At 34.5% G+C, this 18,602-nt stretch carries 18 protein-coding genes and 2 pseudogenes; 14 read left to right on the forward strand and 6 right to left on the reverse strand.

The window, feature by feature from the left end; genetic code table 11:
- The first annotated feature begins 468 nt into the window (after positions 1-468).
- Entirely contained in the window at positions 469-1,581 is a 1,113-nt protein-coding gene (locus H280_RS0118740; protein ID WP_034303979.1) for a glycosyltransferase family 2 protein, read from the forward strand.
- 109 nt (positions 1,582-1,690) lie between these two features.
- Here the strand turns inward: H280_RS0118740 and H280_RS0118745 are convergent, their stop codons facing one another.
- Both H280_RS0118745 and H280_RS0118750 read right to left on the reverse strand, forming a co-directional pair.
- A complete protein-coding gene (locus H280_RS0118745) occupies positions 1,691-2,197 on the reverse strand; it encodes a hypothetical protein (RefSeq protein ID WP_020062666.1) in 507 nt (168 codons plus the stop codon).
- A 248-nt stretch (positions 2,198-2,445) separates the two neighbouring features.
- A complete protein-coding gene (locus tag H280_RS0118750; protein ID WP_020062667.1) occupies positions 2,446-3,717 on the reverse strand; it encodes a glycosyltransferase in 1,272 nt (423 codons plus the stop codon).
- Between the two features lie 701 nt (positions 3,718-4,418).
- Between H280_RS0118750 and H280_RS0118755 the strand changes: the two genes are divergently transcribed.
- The 10 genes and pseudogenes from H280_RS0118755 (at position 4,419) to H280_RS26200 (ending at position 13,228) form a co-directional block, all read left to right on the forward strand.
- Positions 4,419-5,165 carry a sugar phosphate nucleotidyltransferase gene (locus H280_RS0118755; RefSeq protein WP_020062668.1) on the forward strand — a complete coding sequence of 249 codons (747 nt, stop codon included), beginning with the start codon at positions 4,419-4,421 and terminating at the stop codon, positions 5,163-5,165.
- 253 nt (positions 5,166-5,418) lie between these two features.
- Positions 5,419-6,378 (forward strand): dTDP-glucose 4,6-dehydratase, encoded by a 960-nt coding sequence (rfbB, locus tag H280_RS0118760; protein WP_020062669.1) that lies wholly within the window; start codon positions 5,419-5,421, stop codon positions 6,376-6,378.
- An 82-nt stretch (positions 6,379-6,460) separates the two neighbouring features.
- Positions 6,461-7,645 carry a DegT/DnrJ/EryC1/StrS family aminotransferase gene (locus H280_RS0118765; protein ID WP_020062670.1) on the forward strand — a complete coding sequence of 395 codons (1,185 nt, stop codon included), beginning with the start codon at positions 6,461-6,463 and terminating at the stop codon, positions 7,643-7,645.
- Between the two features lie 58 nt (positions 7,646-7,703).
- Entirely contained in the window at positions 7,704-8,381 is a 678-nt protein-coding gene (locus H280_RS24470; RefSeq protein WP_196810751.1) for a glycosyltransferase family 2 protein, read from the forward strand.
- A 233-nt stretch (positions 8,382-8,614) separates the two neighbouring features.
- Entirely contained in the window at positions 8,615-9,280 is a 666-nt protein-coding gene (locus H280_RS0118775) for an acetyltransferase (RefSeq protein WP_231401796.1), read from the forward strand.
- Positions 9,281-9,882: 602 nt separating this feature from the next.
- A pseudogene (locus tag H280_RS23880) lies at positions 9,883-10,857 on the forward strand (DegT/DnrJ/EryC1/StrS family aminotransferase); the annotation flags it as partial.
- Positions 10,858-10,909: 52 nt separating this feature from the next.
- Positions 10,910-11,875 carry a glycosyltransferase family 2 protein gene (locus H280_RS24475; RefSeq protein WP_020062676.1) on the forward strand — a complete coding sequence of 322 codons (966 nt, stop codon included), beginning with the start codon at positions 10,910-10,912 and terminating at the stop codon, positions 11,873-11,875.
- Between the two features lie 73 nt (positions 11,876-11,948).
- A complete protein-coding gene (locus H280_RS0118795) occupies positions 11,949-12,884 on the forward strand; it encodes a glycosyltransferase family protein (protein ID WP_020062677.1) in 936 nt (311 codons plus the stop codon).
- Between the two features lie 4 nt (positions 12,885-12,888).
- Positions 12,889-13,083, forward strand: coding sequence for an NAD-dependent epimerase/dehydratase family protein (locus H280_RS26195; protein ID WP_020062678.1), 195 nt, complete (start codon positions 12,889-12,891; stop codon positions 13,081-13,083).
- Complete coding sequence (locus tag H280_RS26200) at positions 13,067-13,228, forward strand: hypothetical protein (protein ID WP_020062679.1); 162 nt, start codon at positions 13,067-13,069, stop codon at positions 13,226-13,228. The genes H280_RS26195 and H280_RS26200 overlap by 17 nt, the downstream gene beginning before the upstream one ends.
- A gap of 367 nt (positions 13,229-13,595) precedes the next feature.
- Here H280_RS26200 and H280_RS25305 read toward each other — a convergent pair whose 3' ends face one another.
- From H280_RS25305 to H280_RS26620, 3 genes and pseudogenes are all read right to left on the reverse strand, one after another.
- Entirely contained in the window at positions 13,596-14,465 is an 870-nt protein-coding gene (locus H280_RS25305; RefSeq protein WP_081625692.1) for an exosporium glycoprotein BclB-related protein, read from the reverse strand.
- A 267-nt stretch (positions 14,466-14,732) separates the two neighbouring features.
- Positions 14,733-14,909: pseudogene (locus H280_RS26615) on the reverse strand (IS110 family transposase); the annotation flags it as partial.
- 519 nt (positions 14,910-15,428) lie between these two features.
- Positions 15,429-16,334 (reverse strand): bclA protein, encoded by a 906-nt coding sequence (locus H280_RS26620; RefSeq protein ID WP_442852831.1) that lies wholly within the window; start codon positions 16,332-16,334, stop codon positions 15,429-15,431.
- A gap of 372 nt (positions 16,335-16,706) precedes the next feature.
- On the opposite strand from H280_RS26620, the gene H280_RS24480 reads away from it, so the two are divergent.
- On the forward strand, positions 16,707-17,273 hold the full coding sequence (locus tag H280_RS24480; protein WP_020062685.1) for a CotO family spore coat protein: 567 nt from the start codon (positions 16,707-16,709) through the stop codon (positions 17,271-17,273).
- 54 nt (positions 17,274-17,327) lie between these two features.
- Here H280_RS24480 and H280_RS0118840 read toward each other — a convergent pair whose 3' ends face one another.
- Positions 17,328-17,777, reverse strand: a complete 450-nt coding sequence (locus H280_RS0118840; RefSeq protein WP_020062686.1) for a CotY/CotZ family spore coat protein — start codon at positions 17,775-17,777, stop codon at positions 17,328-17,330.
- 135 nt (positions 17,778-17,912) lie between these two features.
- Here H280_RS0118840 and H280_RS0118845 point away from each other — a divergent pair, with 135 nt between their 5' ends.
- Complete coding sequence (locus H280_RS0118845; RefSeq protein WP_020062687.1) at positions 17,913-18,272, forward strand: DUF1360 domain-containing protein; 360 nt, start codon at positions 17,913-17,915, stop codon at positions 18,270-18,272.
- Between the two features lie 64 nt (positions 18,273-18,336).
- Positions 18,337-18,555, forward strand: a complete 219-nt coding sequence (locus H280_RS0118850; RefSeq protein ID WP_051094790.1) for a hypothetical protein — start codon at positions 18,337-18,339, stop codon at positions 18,553-18,555.
- The last annotated feature ends 47 nt before the right edge of the window (positions 18,556-18,602 follow it).

Here is an 18,602-nt window from a genome sequence, read left to right on the forward strand (position 1 = left end):
CCTTGTAAGCCCTGAGGTCCTTGAGGTCCGGTGTCACCAGTAGCGCCCGTAACGCCTTGTAAGCCCTGAGGCCCTTGAGGTCCCGTGACACCAGTAGAGCCAGTAGAGCCAGTAGAGCCGGTAACGCCTTGAATCCCCTGAGGTCCTTGAGGCCCGGTATCACCAGTAGCGCCCGTGATCCCCTGAGGTCCTTGAGGCCCAGTAGCGCCGGTAGGTCCAGTAGATCCACCAGGCGGGACTGGAGGTAATGTAGGACCTAGTACAGCAGAAACAATATATTCTATTGGATGAAGTTGATTTGCGGATTTTTCATTTTTCATGTATTCACCTCCAAGAGTTTTTCAATATATATTAAATGCAGAGTGGAATCAAAATGATATAGTTGTTTTGTGTTTTTTAAAACATAATATTTAAATGTATTATAGTCATGGCAGGGAAATTTTTCTTTCTTTTTTCATATACTACAAGATGAGAGGAGGAAGGGATTTGGTAAACGAAAATATTACAATTAGCTTGTGTATGATTGTAAAAGATGAAGAACAAACAATTGCTAGATGTTTAGAATCAGTAAAAGAGGTTGTTGATGAAATCATCATTGTTGATACGGGTTCAACGGATCAAACGAAAGAGATTGTTAAGGAGCATACTCCTTATATTTATGATTTTGAATGGATTGATGATTTTGCTGCTGCTCGAAATTTTTCGTTTTCTAAAGCAACAAAGGACTATATTTTGTGGTTAGACGCGGATGATATTTTAATGGAAACAGAAAAGGATAAGTTGTTACAGCTGAAAGAAAACTTGGATCCTAATGTAGATGCAGTTTCGATGTCGTATTATCTTGCGATTGATGAAAAGGGGAAGCCTACTTACAGTTCTGTCCGAAACCGCTTAGTTAAGCGGATACAGAACTTCCAGTGGATTGGATTCGTACATGAATATTTAGCTGTTTATGGGAACATTATGAAAAGTGATATAGCGATTATGCATAAAAAAGAAAAAGAACATACAGATCGTAATCTTCGAATTTTTGAGAACTCACTTCGGGAAGGAAGAACTTTCACACCAAGGGATATCGTATATTATGCCAATGAATGCTTTGATCATAACAAGTATGAAAAAGCAATTGAATTATATAAACAGTTTTTAGATGGAAAAGAAGGCTGGATAGAAGATTGTATACATGCATGTGGGAAATTAGCAGATTGCTATAAGCAACTGCAAAAATCGGAAGAAGCGCTGCAAGCATGTTTTCATTCTTTTCAATACGACATTCCAAGAGGCGAAATTTGTTGTCGTATAGGTCACATATTTATGGGAAAAGAAGATTATAAACAAGCGACCTTTTGGTACGAGATGGCAATCAATGTTCCATTTCAAAATTCCACCAGATTTATAGATTATGCATCTTATACATGGATTCCTCATTTGCAGCTATGCGTTTGTTATAGTAGATTAGGGGATAATGAGAAAGCGAATTATCATAATGAACAAGCGGCAGTATATGTACCGGATCACGCTTCGGTGAAATATAACCAAGAATATTTTCGAAATTTATTGAAAGAAGATACGCAAAAATAAGTTACTGTGTAAGAAATTTTGTCCTAATAAATTTATAGAACATGTGATAAATAAATCGTCCTTTTAAATGAAAAACAAGGCCATCTCACAATATGAGGTGGCCTTGTTTTTAAGCAATTTGTGTTACTGTTAAAGTAGCAGCTCGAACATCTACAGTGCCTCCTACGTCTGCTATCTCTGTTGGGACAATTTGTATTAAGTCTTCTTTATTTAAGTTAATTAGAATCAAGCTGCTTGTTACTATAACTAGGCCTGTGCCAGTGTCGGTTGTACGTACAGCCGTTCCAGAACCAGGAATAGGATTAGAGGTACCGTTTAATGTTAAGAAAAATGTAGCAGATTCGCGGCCGTCAGGTGGGGCTGGAAAATTATCTAAAGAAACTGTTAATGTATAGTTAAGCTGATATATTCCGGATCTTTTGACGCGAAGTCCATTCTTAGGATTATTATTTTCCACATCAAGAAGAACTGGGACAGATACGTTTGGATTCGTATTATTACTTGGTAAAGGAATTGGTTGACCTTCCGAAATAGGTCCATCACCTGCCAAAAAAGCAATTCCAAAAGCAGGGAACTCCTTTACTGGAAAAGAACTGAAATTACAGCAAGAAAACATATTCTCACTCCTTTATACATTCTCATTTTATTTAATGAAAAAAGTAAGTGAAATGTTATAGACAGGTTACTAATTTCCCAAAAATAAGGAATGTGCCTTATGTAGTTAAAAAATAAAACGTTGTGATTCTTTATATAGATATTTGTAATTATGTACATAAAATCAATAATCGTTTTTGGAATAGTAACAGTTATCTTAGTTTGAATAAAACAAAAACAGGGCTTGTTGGTAGCCCTGTTACCATATAATTATTGATAAAACTTTGAGTTGTTTTTAACAGGTATAGCTACATCTGCCGGTAATTGATCGAGCTTAGCTTCAAGACATTTCTGAGCAGCGCGGCCTAACTTGCGTTTACTTTCATTATAATAAGCGCATATGGAAATTTCATAATCAAAAAGATAATCATAGACGTGATAATCTACAAATAGAATATCGTCTTTCGGAAAAGGGATTTCTTTCCCTTGTAATGCATACATCAAACTGACGTTGTTTTTAGATTTATATCGGTATAGTTTTGCAAGGTGGTATAAAGGTTCAGCCCTGCTAGGTCTGTATTCCCAGGAGTTTTGAAGATAAATAGTCGTAAGAGCAAAAAACTGTTCTTCCTGGTCAACGAGGTTAGCTATTATGGATTGATCAAGAATTGATTTCTCTTTTATGGATTCTTGGATTAGTTGTTCGCGCTTAAAAGAACATTGATCAGCTAAGCGTTCGTAACAGAGACCTATTTTTAATAAGGAGTAAAATACTTCTTCTTCCCATCCACCAGCATCCACTCTTTTTTTATACCAGATGATGGCTTCTTCTAATTCATTGAGAATAGATAATGTTTGTGCTAAGTAAAACATGTATCTAATTTTTAAATGGATTGGTGTTGTTTGATTATTAATCCCTTCTAAAAGTAAACGTTTATCCCGTTCAAATTTATCACTTCTACTGCCGCCATCTGCTTGATCATAGATAATTAAACTATCGAGCTTTCCAGTTGTATAAGAGGAAGCCCCTTGATTAGCCCCTAATTTAGAGTAATCTATATCCCAATATTCATGTGTAACTCCAACAGATGCCCATGGTAAAGATGTCTTGAGTAGGCGACTCAGCCAATATTTGATGTTGCTATCATATTGCATAGTAAGGTAATGATCCCTATTTAAGGTACACTTATCGAAGTGAGACTGAACCTCTAAGATCATATCGGCATCAAGTAGCAATAAATAATCAGCTTCTGGATACGCTTCTTGAGCTAACTTTACAGCTAAAGTTCGATTATATCCAAAGTTTCTAAAAGGTTCATGATGCACGGTACCGGGTATGTTACGTTCTCTGCACCAATTTTTAATGATTTCTGGTGTGTTATCAGTCGAACCTGTATCACAAATCGAAACAAAATCAATGATTGATTTAGCAGAATCTAAACATCTTTCTATAATTTTTGATTCATTTTTGACAATCATACAAAGGCATATTTTCTTTTCCGATTTTTTGTATTGAGGTGTTTTTGAGATGTCTCTGGCCATAATCTTTTCTCCCCTCTACTGTGCTAATAAAGAATTTATCTGCATATGTCGAAATGAATGGATTTCATTTGAGTAGATAATAGAGAACCTATAGAGATACGTTGGATTTATCATATGTTGTATAGATTGGCCATGTGAAGAATTCGGTAGTTGGAGGAGAATTGTATCTGAACTATAATTAAAAATTTCTAAAATCCAATGATACAGTCTTTAAAGTAACAACAAAATAAGTTTAAGCGAGTATGTTGTACAAAAAAATTTGAAAGCCAATATCTAAATTACTTCCTAGTGTAATGACATGGAAAATCACCAATTTTATGTAGCGAATTGGTGATTTTTATTTTTTGACATTCATAAATTATGAGGTGTAACAACTGTTTTTTCTTAACTGAGAGAAAGAACCTCTTTAAATTTTAACGAAAAAAATAATTTTTGAGAGAAATGGTAATAAGAAGTAATTATTGATGAGCTTATAACCCTATGGTGACAAAGTGCGTATCATTCACATAAATTGTAACAACATTAATTTGATTGAGAACGTTATGAAATGAGTAATGGCTAGGAAGGGGAGTATGTAGAAAATGAGCGGATATGATCTGTTTATTTTGATATGAAATTTAAAGACGAAATAAATTGCATTTGGATGTATCATTTGTCAGAAGTTATAAAGGCATTTAGCCTTCAAAGAAGGAGAGAGGAAATTGAAAGGAATTATATTGGCTGGAGGGACAGGATCAAGATTATACCCGATTACAAAAGTTACAAATAAACATTTGCTTCCTGTTGGTCGGTATCCTATGATTTTTCATGCTGTTTGTAAATTAAAACAATGTAATATTACTGATATTATGATTGTGACAGGAAAAGAAGCCATTGGAGATATAGTGAAATTTTTAGGAAGTGGTGCAGAATTTGAAGTAGGACTTACTTATAAGGTGCAAGAAAAGGCTGGTGGAATTGCGCAGGCGCTAGGGATGTGTAAAGATTTTGTTGCTAAAGATCATATGGTTGTCATATTAGCAGATAATGTTTTTTCTGATAATATTAAAGGCTATGTAGAAAAATTTCAGCAACAAAAACAAGGAGCAAAGATCTTATTAAAAAAAGTGGATAATCCATCACGCTTTGGTGTGCCTATTATACAGAATGGTCGAATCATTAAAATTGAAGAAAAACCAGAGCATCCGCAAAGTTCCTATGCAGTAACGGGAATTTATATGTATGATTCGAATGTATTTCCGCTGATTGAAAAATTAAACCCTTCAGAAAGAGGAGAGTTAGAAGTTACAGATTTAAATAATTGTTATCTAGAGAAAGGACTCCTCACATATGATATTATGGCAGGTTGGTGGACTGATGCAGGGACACATACCTCTCTTCATCAAGCGAATATATTAGCACAAGACGTGAATTATACGGAAGAAGAAAATACAAGTATGAGACAGTGATTGACAGTTATCACTTTTGAAAATTACATGTAATATATAGATGCAAATTGAAAAACTAACATAAAAACCCTTTTCTTTTTCGGTGGGCGAGAGCAACTGGCCATGCATAGAATCGGTCAGGGCCTATTTTTGCCACATGCGCTGAGAAAACCAAAAAGAGCAAACAAGTGCAGGTTCCTTTTTTCATAGTAGCAATCTATATGTAAAAAAAATAAATTGGATTTATATATAACATGATTTAGGAGAGAGATAGATGAATATTTTAGTAACTGGAGGAGCGGGGTTTATCGGAAGTAACTTTGTTCGTTACATGATAAGGAAATATCCTAATTACAACATTATTAATTATGATGCCTTAACTTATTCTGGAAATTTAAATAATCTACGTAATATAGAAGCTGAGCGAAATTATACATTTATAAAAGGAGAAATTCAAAATAGAGATCTAATAGAGCAAGTCATTTATAAATATGAAATTGATGCTGTTATTAATTTTGCAGCAGAATCTCATGTGGATCGAAGTATAAATAATCCTATTTTATTTTATGATACGAATGTTTTAGGAGTATCGGTATTACTTGAAGCGATAAGAAAATATAATGATATAAAGTTTGTGCAAATTTCTACAGATGAAGTATACGGTTCATTAGGAAACGAGGGGATTTTTACAGAAAATACGCCTTTATCTCCGAGTAGCCCGTACGCTTCTAGCAAGGCTAGTGCAGACTTAATTGTATTGTCATATTTTAAAACATATGGTTCTCATATTAATATTACACGTTGTTCAAATAATTATGGTCCATATCAACATCCAGAAAAATTAATTCCTCTTATGATTACAAATGCATTAGAAGAGAAAAAATCACCTTTATATGGAGATGGTAGGAATATACGGGACTGGTTGCATGTATATGATCATTGTACAGCAATAGACTTAGTTTTGCATAAAGGAAAAAGTGGCGAAATTTATAATATTGGTGGTAATAACGAAAAGAAAAATATAGAGGTTATAAAGAAGATTCTTCATAAACTAAGGAAATCAGAGAGACTAATTTACTTTGTTCAAGATAGATTGGGGCATGATTGGCGTTATGCAATCGATGCTAATAAAATAACAACAGAACTAGGCTGGAAACCAACTTATACATTTGAAGAAGGATTAGAAGAAACGATTCAATGGTATATGGATCATGAGAATTGGTGGAAATCATAAAAAAATAGATGATGATAAGCTGTTAGTATATTTTTGATTTGTAGGGTTAAGTATTAGGGAAGAATTAAGCTCTTCTTAATAATTGAATTCACACCTTATTTGGGATCATTCCAATTCAGAAAGGAGGCTGAACGTTATCGAAATCAAAAAATTTTCTAAACCTATTTACGTCGCTTCTCCCTTCCTCCCTCCTTTTCAAGAATTCTCCAACTTAATAGAACAAATCTGGGAAAATCGATATTTAACAAACAACGGATTACTACATCAAAAATTTGAAATGGAATTAAGGAAATATTTAGGTGCTGAAAAGAATACACTATTTGTGAATGGGCATATGGCACTTGATATTGCAATTAAATCTTTACAGTTAACAGGAGAGGTGATTACAACACCTTTTACATTTGCCTCAACGACTCACGCCATTTCTATGAATGGATTAACCCCGGTATTTTGTGATGTAAATAAACATGATTATAATTTAGACGCTTCGAAAATTGAATCGTTAGTCACTGAACATACATCAGCAATTATACCCGTACATGTTTTTGGAACCCCTTGTGATGTTTATGAAATTGAAAGAATAGCAAAAAAGTATAATTTAAAAGTTATATATGATTCAGCCCATGCTTTTGGTGTAAAAGTAGATGGCAAAGGAATTGGCATATTCGGCGATATATCTATGTTTAGTATGCATGCAACAAAAGTGTTCCATTCTATTGAAGGGGGAATACTTACTTATCATGATGAGAAATTATATGAAATATTAAATCAGTATAAAAATTTTGGAATTCAAAGCTCGGAGGACGTTAGTTTAATTGGCCTAAATGCTAAAATGAATGAATTTCAAGCGGCGATGGGTATTGTGAATCTCCAGTATATAAGAGAAGAAATGAACAAAAGAAAAAAAATAACAAATATTTATCGTGATAAATTAAAAAGTATTCCAGGTATTCGCTTTATAGAGGAAATGGAGAACGTTCAATATAATTATTCGTATTTTTTTATAGAGATTGATGAAGCGAGCTATGGATTAGATCGTAATCAATTATATGAACGTTTAATGTCGTATAACGTATTTACAAGGAAATATTTTTCTCCATTAACGAGCGATTTTATATGTTATAAAGATCAATTTGATTCGTGGAAAACACCAATTGCGAAAGGGATAGCTAATACAATTTTGGTGTTACCATTATACGGAGAATTGCAAGTTGAAGAAGTAGAGAGAATTTGTATGATGATTAAAATGATTCCTGAAAAAGTGTAATTTGAGTATCTAGAGAAAAGCTTAAATATGAAAACCTCTTTAGGAGGGGATGGTGATTGTGAGCGATTTACATGCGATTAAACAAACAGAGAAGGTAATGAGCAATGAATCTTTGCCACCAAAAGTGAATGTTATTATTCCAGCTTACAATATGAAAGATTATTTAAAAGAAACTGTCGATAGTGTTTTACGTCAAGATTATCCCAATTTAGAAATCATTGTTGCTGACGACTGTTCAACTGATGGCACACAAGAAATGATGAAACAGTATGACCAGAATCCGAAAGTTAAGTATATTCGAAATGAAGTAAACTTAGGTTCCAGGATGAATGGTCAAAAATTACTGCATGAACATGCGGATAGTAAGTATATATTAGGTATTAATCATGATGATTACCTTACGCAAGATAATTACATTAGCAAGGCTGTATCTTTATTTGAAGAAAATCCAAATGTTTCACTTGTTTTTGCGAATTTATATTTTTTAAATGTTAGTTTAGGGGAGTTAAGTCCTATCACTCAAGATATACCCAAAATCACAAATGGAATTGATTATTTTTTAAACTATCAATCTGATAGATATCCGCACATTACAAGTGTTTTGACATCTGTTTATAGGAGAGAAGATGCTATTCGAATGGGGTGTTTTCTTAGAAAAATCAGAATGCCAGGACTTATTTTTGTATTTCAAATTAATGTTAATTGGCGATTTGAAATAATGTGGTTTAATAATTAAAAAAGTAATGCATTACAATTGTTGACGAGTATTTCAGAAAGTTATCCTCTTGCATTTAATTGGATTACGAATCGTTTACATTGGCAATGAATGTATCAAAAAAGGAATGTAGCAGGTTATTTTTTGTTCAGCATGGCGGTGAATTGTGTGTTGGAAAGTCAAGTTGGATCTATATATATAAATGTCAATTCAACTGTGAAATATGTTAATTATCTTTAGTGACATATGAGGAAGTGAAGAACGTGAAGAAAATTGTTGTTTTTGGTTCAGGAGGTCATGCTAAGGTTGTTATTGATGTTATTCGACGAGCTGGAGATTATGAGATTTATGGAATAGTTGACGGCTTTCGTTCACAAAATGAAATGGTTTACGGTTGTGAAGTAATAGGTGATGAATCCAGTCTATTCCCTATTAAAGATCATATCCATGGGGGAATTGTAGCTGTAGGCGATAATTGGATAAGAAGAAAGATAGTGGAGAAAGTAAAGGCTATTATTCCAGATTTTTTGTTTATTTGTGCTATTCATCCATTCGCTATTATTAGTGCAGATGTAATCATTAGAGAAGGAACGGTAGTAGCGGGCGGAGCTGTAATTAATAGTAATGTGCGGATAGGAGAACACTGCATTGTTAATACAAATTCTAGTATAGATCATGACTGTGTAATTGATAATTATGCGACTATCGCACCAGGTGTTACTTTGGGAGGGAACGTTAAGATTGGGGATTATTCTGTTGTTTCTTTAGGAGCAAATGTAATTCATTCCATTACAATAGGAGAGCATACTGTAATTGGTGCCGGTGCGACAGTTGTAAAAGATATCGGCTCTTATGTACTTGCGGTTGGCGTACCAGCAACAAAAATAAAATCTAGAGAGAAGGGAGATAAATATCTGTAAGTTCATAGAAAAAGTCAGACTATTCGCTGGGAATCATCAATTTTATTTAGTAGATTGGTGATTTTTACTTTTTAAAGCTTTCGTCATAATTGTTTGTTCTTACTGTGAGAAAATTTTTAAAATTAAATGGAAAAATAATTGTTAAGGAACATGGTAAGTGACTATATATGAGTCATGACCTTGTTGTGGCAAAACATATATAGTTCACATAAATTGTAACAACATTACTTTTAGTGAAAACGGTATTTAGGAGTTAGTGGTTGTGTGATAAGAGGACGTCATAATGATCGTACATTAAATTATTCCAAAAACCTAAATATTTTACTTAATGTAGAATTAGAGCGAAATTACATATGTATAAAAGGGAGAATTGATAATAGTGGTGGCATAGAGCTATTATGAATGAGCGTTCAAATTATGAAAGGAGGCTGAATGTTATCGAAATTAAAAAGTTCTCTAAACCCATTTATGTTACTTCCCCTTTTCTTCCTCCTTTTCAAGAATTTTCTCGTTTAATAGAACAAATTTGGGATAATCGATATTTAACAAACAATGGACCGCTGCATCAACAATTCGAAATGGAATGAAGGAAATATTTAGGTGTTGAAAAGAATACACTATTTGTAAATGGGCATATGGCACTTGATATCGCAATTAAATCTTTGCAATTAACAGGAGAGATGATTACAACACCTTTTACATTTGCCTCGACAACCCACGCTATTTCCATGAATGGATTAACTCCAGTATTTTGTGCTGTAAATAAACATGATTATAATTTAGACGTTTCAAAAATTGAATCGTTAATTACTGAACATACTTCGGCAATTATACCCGTACATGTTTTTGGCACCCCTTGCGATATTTATGAAATTGAAAGATTAGCAAAAAAATATAAATTAAAAATTATATATGATGCAGCCCGTGCTTTTGGTGTGAAAATAGATGGAAAAGGAATTAGCTTATTTGGCGATATATCTATGTTTAGTATGCATGCCACAAAAATTTTTCATTCTATTGAAGGTGGAATGCTTACTTATTATGATGAAACATTATCTGGGGTATTAAATCAGTATGAAAATTTTGGATATAAAAGTTCGGGAGAGGTTAGCTTAGTCGGTTTAAATGCGAAAATGAATGAATTTCAAGCAGCGATGGGTATTTTGAATATCCGACATATAAGGGAAGAAATGAATAGAAGAAAAGAAATAACGAATATTTATCGTAATCAATTAAAAAACATTCCAGCTATTCGCTTTATAGAAGAAATGAAAAACGTCCAATATAATTATTCGTATTTTTCCATAGAGATCGATGGAGCGATCTATGGATTAGATCGTAACTAATTATATGAACATTTAATGTCGTATAACGTATTTACAAGGAAATATTTTTCGCCATTAACAAGTAATTTTAGCTGTTATAAAGATCAATATGACTCAGGGAAAATACCAGTTGCAAAAGAGATAGCAAATAAAGTTTTAGTATTGCCACTATACGGTGAATTACAAGTTGGAGATGTGGAAAAAATTTGTATGATGATTAAAACAATCCCAGAACTAGTTGAATTGGAATAGGAGAAGAATTAGGAGCAAGTAAGAAAAAATTCTTTAGGAAGGGATCGTGATTATGAGCAATTTAGACAGTAACAAACAAACAGATAAGGAAATAAACCATGACATTTTTCCGCCAAAAGTAAATGTTATTATTGCAGCCTACAATATGAAAGAGTATTTAAAAGAAACTGTCGATAGTGTTTTACGTCAAGATTATCCCAATTTAGAAATTATTGTGGCTGATGACTGTTCAACTGATGGTACACAAGAAATGATGAAACGGTATGAGGGGAATCCGAAAGTTAAATATATTCGAAATGAAGTAAATTTAGGTTCGAGGGTGAATGGTCGAAAATTACTGCATGAGCATGCAGATGGTAAATATATATTATGTATTAATCATGATGATTACCTTACACAGAATAATTATATTAGTAGGGCTGTAGCTTTACTTGAAGAAAATCCAAATGTTTCGCTTGTTTTTGCGAATTTATATTTTTTGGATGTTGATTCAGGAGACTTAAGACCAATTACACAAGATATACCTACGATTACAAAAGGTATTGATTACTTTTTAAACTATGAAACTGGTAGTTATCCTCATATAACAAGTATATTAACATCGGTATTTAGAAGAGAAGACGCTATTCGCATGCGCTGCTTCATGGAAAAATCAGAATGCCAAGATCTATTTTTGTATTTAAAATTAATGCTAATTGGTGACATTGGGTTTATTACAGATCATGTCGGTGTGTATCGTTTTCATAAAAATAGTTTAAGTTTTAACATGCCAACTAAGGGTGATTACGGAACGATTGAAGATCTTGAAGAATTATATGTTTATGCATTAGAGCTAGGGTTAGATAAAAGTCAATTAGCTGAGTGGTTAACTATACGAGTGTATAAATATGTGAACTGGCGCTTTGAAATAATGTGGTTCAATAATCAAAAAAGTAGTGCATTACAATTGCTTACGAGTATTTCAGAAAAGCATCCTCTTGTATTTTATTGGATTACAAATCGTCTACATTGGGAATAGAAGTATCATGCATAAATTTTAAGGGGAGAAAGTGCAATGTATATGAAAAATAGATATGAGGTGGAGATAATAAGTGGAAAAAATAAACTTATTATTAATTATTAGAAACTACAGTAAGTGGATTCACACGGCACCTTTTTATCTTCAAGAAGAACTGTCAAAAACCACAAACTTATTTGTGTGGAATGAAGATGGCGACATTTCTAATATCCTTAATACTATTCGTTTTAATCCTGATTTTATATTAATCTACTTATTTGATACAGAGGCGAATGCTCCAAAAATTACAGGACTTCGTAATTTAAAAATTCCATATGGAATATATATAGAAGACTTACATCACAATCCTGCTAAAACATACGCTGCAATAATACATGAAAACGTTGAGCATATATTTACATGTTATAGAGATGCTTTTCATAAATTTTATCCTGACTTTTCTGATAAAATCAGATGGTTTCCTCATCATATCAATACTGAAATTTTTAAGGACTATGGCCAAACAAAAGACATTGATATGCTATTAATGGGAGCAGTTATTCCTTATTATTATCCTCTAAGATGTAAAATCCTTGAAACTTATAAAAATGAAGCTAATTTTGTCTATCATGGACATCCGGGCTATAGGAATATTGATGATGGAGAATTTCAAAATGTATTTGTTCGCGAAAGTTATGCCAAAGAAATAAATAGAGCAAAATTATTTTTTACTTGTAATTCGATATATGGATATACAATCTTAAAATATTTTGAAGTACTTGCATGTAACACGTTATTACTTGCTCCAAGCTCAGACGAAATTTTAGATTTAGGTTTAAAGCCAGGGGTGCATTTTGTGGAAATAAATGAAACTAATTTTATGGAAAAGGCAAATTATTATTTAACACATGACGAAGAACGAGAAGAAATTAGTAAGAATGGATTTGAACTTGTACAAGAAAAGCATTCAACTACTCAACGGGCTCAACAACTTAAAGAGATGATTCATGAAATATTAAAAGGAGGATGACCATTTGAAGGCTTTAGTTACAGGCGGAGCAGGCTTTATTGGTTCACACATTGTCTCCACATTGTTGGAAAACAATGTGGCACATGCTAATTTTTTAGCTCTCACGAATGCAGACAATCAAATCTGTAATATTAGTTCGAATCAACAAATTTCAGTCAATGAATTACTGGATGTAATCTGTAATGAAAATAGAAGATAAGAGAATATATAAAGAAGAAAGACCAGGAGATATTGTTCATAGTTATTTATTAAATGATCATGCAAGGAAAAACTTAATGTGGCAACCAAAATTTTCATTGTTTCAAGGATTAGGAGAAACGATTTCCTTTTTCAAGAAAGTATAAAAGGTTTGGATTTATATATAAGTTAAAAAACGACATAAACCTCATTTTTTGAGGGATATGAGAGTATCTGGCCATGCATAGAAATGGTCATGGCCTTTTCAACTACATGTCAGATTTAACACAAAGGGAGAAAGTGAGTACAGACCGTATTGTCTTTTGCATGGCATCGAATTATGTGTTGGAAAATTAAAATGTATATATAATTTATTTTACGCTTTCTTAATATTGTGAAATGAGCTCTCATTTTCATAAGAAATGTTACATCCTAATGTTTTTAATTAGTATTGAAAAGTAGAAAAAGCTCAAAAACAAAACAGGCTGTGGAGAACAATTTTCCACAGCCTGTTTTTGTTGAGGTATTGTAGCCCTAATAGTCAATTGTAATGCCAGCACTTGCATAACCTGTCACATTAACAATAGCTGTTACACCAGATGCTGTCACAGTAAACACCATTAATAAACGATCGCCAGCGTTTACAGATGCAGTCAATCCAGTAAGAGAATTAAAGAGATTTTGGAAAGTTCCAATTGGTCCTGTAATGTTTGGATTTAAAGTGACAAGAGTAGAAGGAATTGCATTGAAGTCATTGTCGTTAGGATTCGTATTTCTATATACTTGTGCGCGAACTGTTGCACTAGTACCAAGGTTGACAATTGTTATAGCAGAAAGGTGTGCATAAACTGATGTGATTGTTCCATTACGTGGAACAACAAATGCGTCATTGGCTATTCCAGCCATTGACAGTGTTAGAGTAGTATTTGGGTCGGCTCCTAAAATACTTACACCAGGAACAAAAGATCCAAATCCAATGAGACTTCCAGTGCCAAGTAACCCATTAGCAAGAGTAGTCAATACAGCAGGCCCACCTGATGCGAATGGAATTATAGAACCAGGCCCTTCCCCAGTCGGTCCAGTCGGTCCAGTTGGTCCAGTTGGTCCAGTTGGTCCAGTCGGTCCAGTCGGTCCAGTTGGTCCAGTTGGTCCAGTTGGTCCAGTCGGTCCAGTCGGTCCAGTTGGTCCAGTCGGTCCAGTTGGTCCAGTTGGTCCAGTCGGTCCAGTCGGTCCAGTCGGTCCAGTCGGTCCAGTTGGTCCAGTTGGTCCAGTCGGTCCAGTCGGTCCAGTCGGTCCAGTCAGTCCAGTTGGTCCAGTTGGTCCAGTTGGCCCAGTCGGTCCAACTTCTGGTATAGGAAATGCACACTGGATTGGTATGCATTTATTTTGATTAGAATTACCCAAATTAAAATCCTCCTTATTTTTTTAATAGTTGCTTTAATATAGCTTATGAATAATGAAAAAAAAGGTACTAGGTTAAAAGATTTTTCCAAAAATAAAAAAGAGGTTGTTCCAAAAGGGCGTTATTCAACGACCTTTTGGGACAGCTTCTCTTTCTTGCGATTAGTTAAGTGGTTTTATAAGAAATGATTCAAATTCCCGCATGAAAAATAATCCTAACGATTTTCTTTTTTTCGCAAAATCTATTTACGATATACTAGTTTCACACAATTATGAAGGTGTTGAAGTGGTTTCAGAATCGTAAGTTATGTTGTGTGTAATAAGAGGAAAAGCCACTTTCAATAACTTATTCACACATGCAATGGATGCAACTTTATGACATTTGTTATAAGGTTGCATTTTTAATTTATCATAGTATTCCACAAAATGATTGTTCCCAAAGCGTCGTGGGTGGATGTAATAGACAGTATGAAAAATCATAATTATTTATAAATCTCTCTAATTGCCTGGAATATACCTCTGGCACTTCAAATACGATGGCTGGAGCTTGAGCATCACTTCGTATCAAAGTAACAATCTGCTCATGTAATTTTTAGAAGTGTGTTTGATTATGTAGGATTTCCCCCTCAAAAATACAAGATTGTGCTGAGTTATAAATAATCATATAACTTTTCCTCATACTAACATCGAAAGCAATTACACTTTGCATAAGCATACCTCTTAGTTTTTATAGAAGTCTTCACATCACCTTATCGATTCCCTTTTCTTATACACGATCTCAAGGATCCAACATACTAAAATTGATTCTTATAAGGGGAGTGAAATAGGTCAGTTTTTTGTACGAGCTCTAGGTTCTGAAGCTGTAACGATCTATTCTTCACTGCTACTATAAAAAATAGTAGCACAAATCATGGCCGTGGTCTGTGCTACTAATCTTAGTATGTTTTTATTATGGTATTAATAATGTTAGTTTCCTGGTGTTTCGCCAGGCGGCGTGATATCGGTTATAGCCGAAATATGACAAGTCGATAGAACTCTGACATCACCGTCATTTGTTATTCTGATTAAACCTTCAACTATATTGGCTGCAGTTGGAATAACGACATTAAAGTTTTGTAAATTTTGAAAGTTACTAGAACCTTCTGTTTGGAAGTCTGCAGTAGTACCTGCTACTCCTAAAAACGATTCCAGCATAGCTCTTGTCGGTTGTTCACAGCAAGCGCAGAATCCTGTGTCAGCTTCAACTATTGGCTGAGGAAGTGGTACTGCTAGTAGCGGATTTGGTGAAGAATTAGAGCCTAATCCAGCAATTTTACAAATAGGTATCGCTGCATCTCCACCATTAATAACTAAAACGTTACCCATTACCGCGCTAAGTGTTGCATTGTTTATTGCCCCCGCAACGCTTTGTTGTGTAGTTGCGACTGTAATATTATTTACAGCACCAGCAGCAATAAGATCTTCTAAAAATTGTCTCATCGGCTCTACGCAGCAATCACACTCAGTATCAACGGCCGGCCCAGTTGGTCCAGTCGGTCCAGTTGGTCCAGTTGGTCCAGTCGGCCCAGTTGGTCCAGTCGGTCCAGTTGGTCCAGTCGGTCCAGTTGGTCCAGTCGGTCCAGTCGGCCCAGTTGGTCCAGTCGGTCCAGTTGGTCCAGTCGGCCCAGTTGGTCCAGTCGGTCCAGTTGGTCCAGTCGGTCCAGTTGGTCCAGTCGGTCCAGTCGGCCCAGTTGGTCCAGTCGGTCCAGTTGGTCCAGTCGGTCCAGTTGGTCCAGTCGGCCCAGTTGGTCCAGTCGGCCCAGTTGGTCCAGTCGGCCCAGTTGGTCCAGTTGGGCATGGGCATGGTACAGGGAATGCACACTGAATCGGTATGCACCTCTTGTTATTAGAATTACCCAAGTTAAATCCTCCTTATCTTTTAAAAAATAGTTGTTTCAATATATTTTATGAATAATAAAAAGGAATGGTACTGGGTTATCTATCTAAATAGGATATTTCCAAATTGAGAAAAAGAATCTTTTTCCTGTTATATACAAGGGTTGAAATGTAGTTTTAATACCTTGTACATTCTAATTCTATTTAATGAAGAGAATTGAAAAATGGTTACAGACCAATTCCTAATTGTAAGGAAATAAAGAAAATACCTTATATACATAGATAAAGGAGTGATTTTTTATGAAACTTCTCTGTCTCATATGAATATAACTGTAATAATGCACGTTTCAGTAAAAAGGAGGATTAGAGATGGCTGGTAAACAAATAAAGAAAGCGAAAAATAAACCGTTATTATATATTCAACATTTGGATTTATATAAGCTTCAGCATGTGCAGCGGAGTGTAATTGTGAAACAGACAGAGAAAATTACGAAAACAAAGGCGAATGAAATAGATCATAATGAAAATGATGAACCTATTCTAGAAGAGATAAACAGGGGTGAGCAATATAACGAGAAAACGGACATAGAAGAAGGAAATGAGCCAAATCAAAGTGATGAACAAGAGCAAAGTGATGAACAAGAGCAAAGTGATGAACAAGAGCAAAACGACGAGCAATATGCAGAATCTGCAAGCAACACATGGCAGAATAAAGCATTTGGAGATATGAATAATGAAGAGAAAATATATTTCTTGTTAAATCGACCGCATTATATACCAGGTGTGAAATGTATAGTGAAAACAGAAAAAGCTTCTTATGTAGGAGTTATTTCTTCTTATGAAAACGGGGTGTTTCAAATGGTGGTACCAAATCAAATTGGAAATTTTAGTTTAGGTATAGAAGAGGTCATGTCGATTCGCATAATGGGGTTATAATGTGGAAAAGGTGGTAGGATTCCTACCACCTCAATAGTTTTTAGGTTTTACACATTATACGCCTGCAACGTGTACATCGCGTAAGCATTGAATTGCACAGAAACAATTTAAGTCAACAGTTATAACAGAATTTGTTGCTTGTAGTGTAGCAGTAGGGGTATTTAAGAAGTAACAAATTGGATTTTGATCATGTGGTACGTTTTGTACTTCTAATCCACGTAATACTGCACAGCAATCGTCTACACTTTCTACGCGAAGAACCAACGTAGTACAATCTGTAGTATTAGTAGAAGGAATAAATACTTTTAATGGATCTGCTTCACTAGTAAATAATATAAATGGGCGCGTATTTGCGAGTCTCGATCCTTGGTGTGCACCTAGAAATGGAACATCGCAACCTGTTGGGCATGTGCTTGTTGCACAATCTTGTAATTCATTGATGAAGTTTACAACATCACATACGCAATTGATGTGCATACTCTTTTTATCATCATTGTTACCCATTCTTTTCACTCCTTATCATAAGTTTTGATTACACTAATAGAATATTGAATGCGAGGTAAATCTGTTACTGCTCTCAAGTTGTTTTTTTCAAAGGATAAGCCTGTATTTATCTGAAAAGAAAAGGGGATGGGGAACTTGTTTTTTGAGAGCTGGCTTATGTTTTTTATTTTTTCGTTTGCAGTATTTCGGTTAACGCGCCTTTTGGTCTTTGATAAGATTACATCTTTTATACGTGCGCCTTTTATTGAAGAAATACAGATTACAGAAGAGGATGGCACGGTTTCAACTTATATGAAAATAAAAGAAGCGGGTTTACGTAAATTTATTGGGGAATTGTTAAGTTGCTATTGGTGTACAGGAATATGGGTGAGTGCCCTATTACTTTTATGTTATGAATGGATTCCGAAAGTAGCAACGCCTATTATTTTATTGTTAGCAGTTGCTGGGGCTGCAGCGATTATTGAAACGATTGTAATTCGATGGCTGAATGAGTGAGAAATGAAGGCACGAAACAGAAAGGTTGTTCATATAGTAAAGAGAGTGTTAAAAAATAGAGGAGATGTTTGCCATGGCGAAGTATCAGCAACCAAATCCATATCATAATCTTCAATATTGGTATCAAATGCAGCAACAGCAACAAGGGCAGCAGGAAGAGCAACAGCAAGGACAGCAGGAAGAACAACAACAAGAGCAGCAAGAATGGCAGCAACTGGAACAGCAAGGATATGTAAAGAAAAAAGGTTGTAACTGTGGTGGGAAGAAAAATAGATATTCATAGATAATGAAATATGTAAATAATGAGTCTGCTTTTAAATAAAAAATACC

The sequence above is a fragment of the Bacillus sp. 123MFChir2 genome (genome assembly GCF_000383235.1).
Classification (GTDB): Bacteria; Bacillota; Bacilli; order Bacillales; family Bacillaceae_G; genus Bacillus_A.

Coding starts and splice junctions, on each gene's coding strand:
- H280_RS0118745 (WP_020062666.1), bottom strand. CDS start 2,197: ATGTTTTCTTGCTGTAATTTCAGTTCTTTTCCAGTAAAGGAGTTCCCT.
- H280_RS0118740 (WP_034303979.1), top strand. CDS start 469: ATGAGAGGAGGAAGGGATTTGGTAAACGAAAATATTACAATTAGCTTG.
- rfbB (WP_020062669.1), top strand. CDS start 5,419: ATGAATATTTTAGTAACTGGAGGAGCGGGGTTTATCGGAAGTAACTTT.
- H280_RS26200 (WP_020062679.1), top strand. CDS start 13,067: ATGAAAATAGAAGATAAGAGAATATATAAAGAAGAAAGACCAGGAGAT.
- H280_RS0118850 (WP_051094790.1), top strand. CDS start 18,337: ATGTTTGCCATGGCGAAGTATCAGCAACCAAATCCATATCATAATCTT.
- H280_RS0118840 (WP_020062686.1), bottom strand. CDS start 17,777: ATGGGTAACAATGATGATAAAAAGAGTATGCACATCAATTGCGTATGT.
- H280_RS0118750 (WP_020062667.1), bottom strand. CDS start 3,717: ATGGCCAGAGACATCTCAAAAACACCTCAATACAAAAAATCGGAAAAG.
- H280_RS24480 (WP_020062685.1), top strand. CDS start 16,707: ATGGCTGGTAAACAAATAAAGAAAGCGAAAAATAAACCGTTATTATAT.
- H280_RS24475 (WP_020062676.1), top strand. CDS start 10,910: ATGAGCAATTTAGACAGTAACAAACAAACAGATAAGGAAATAAACCAT.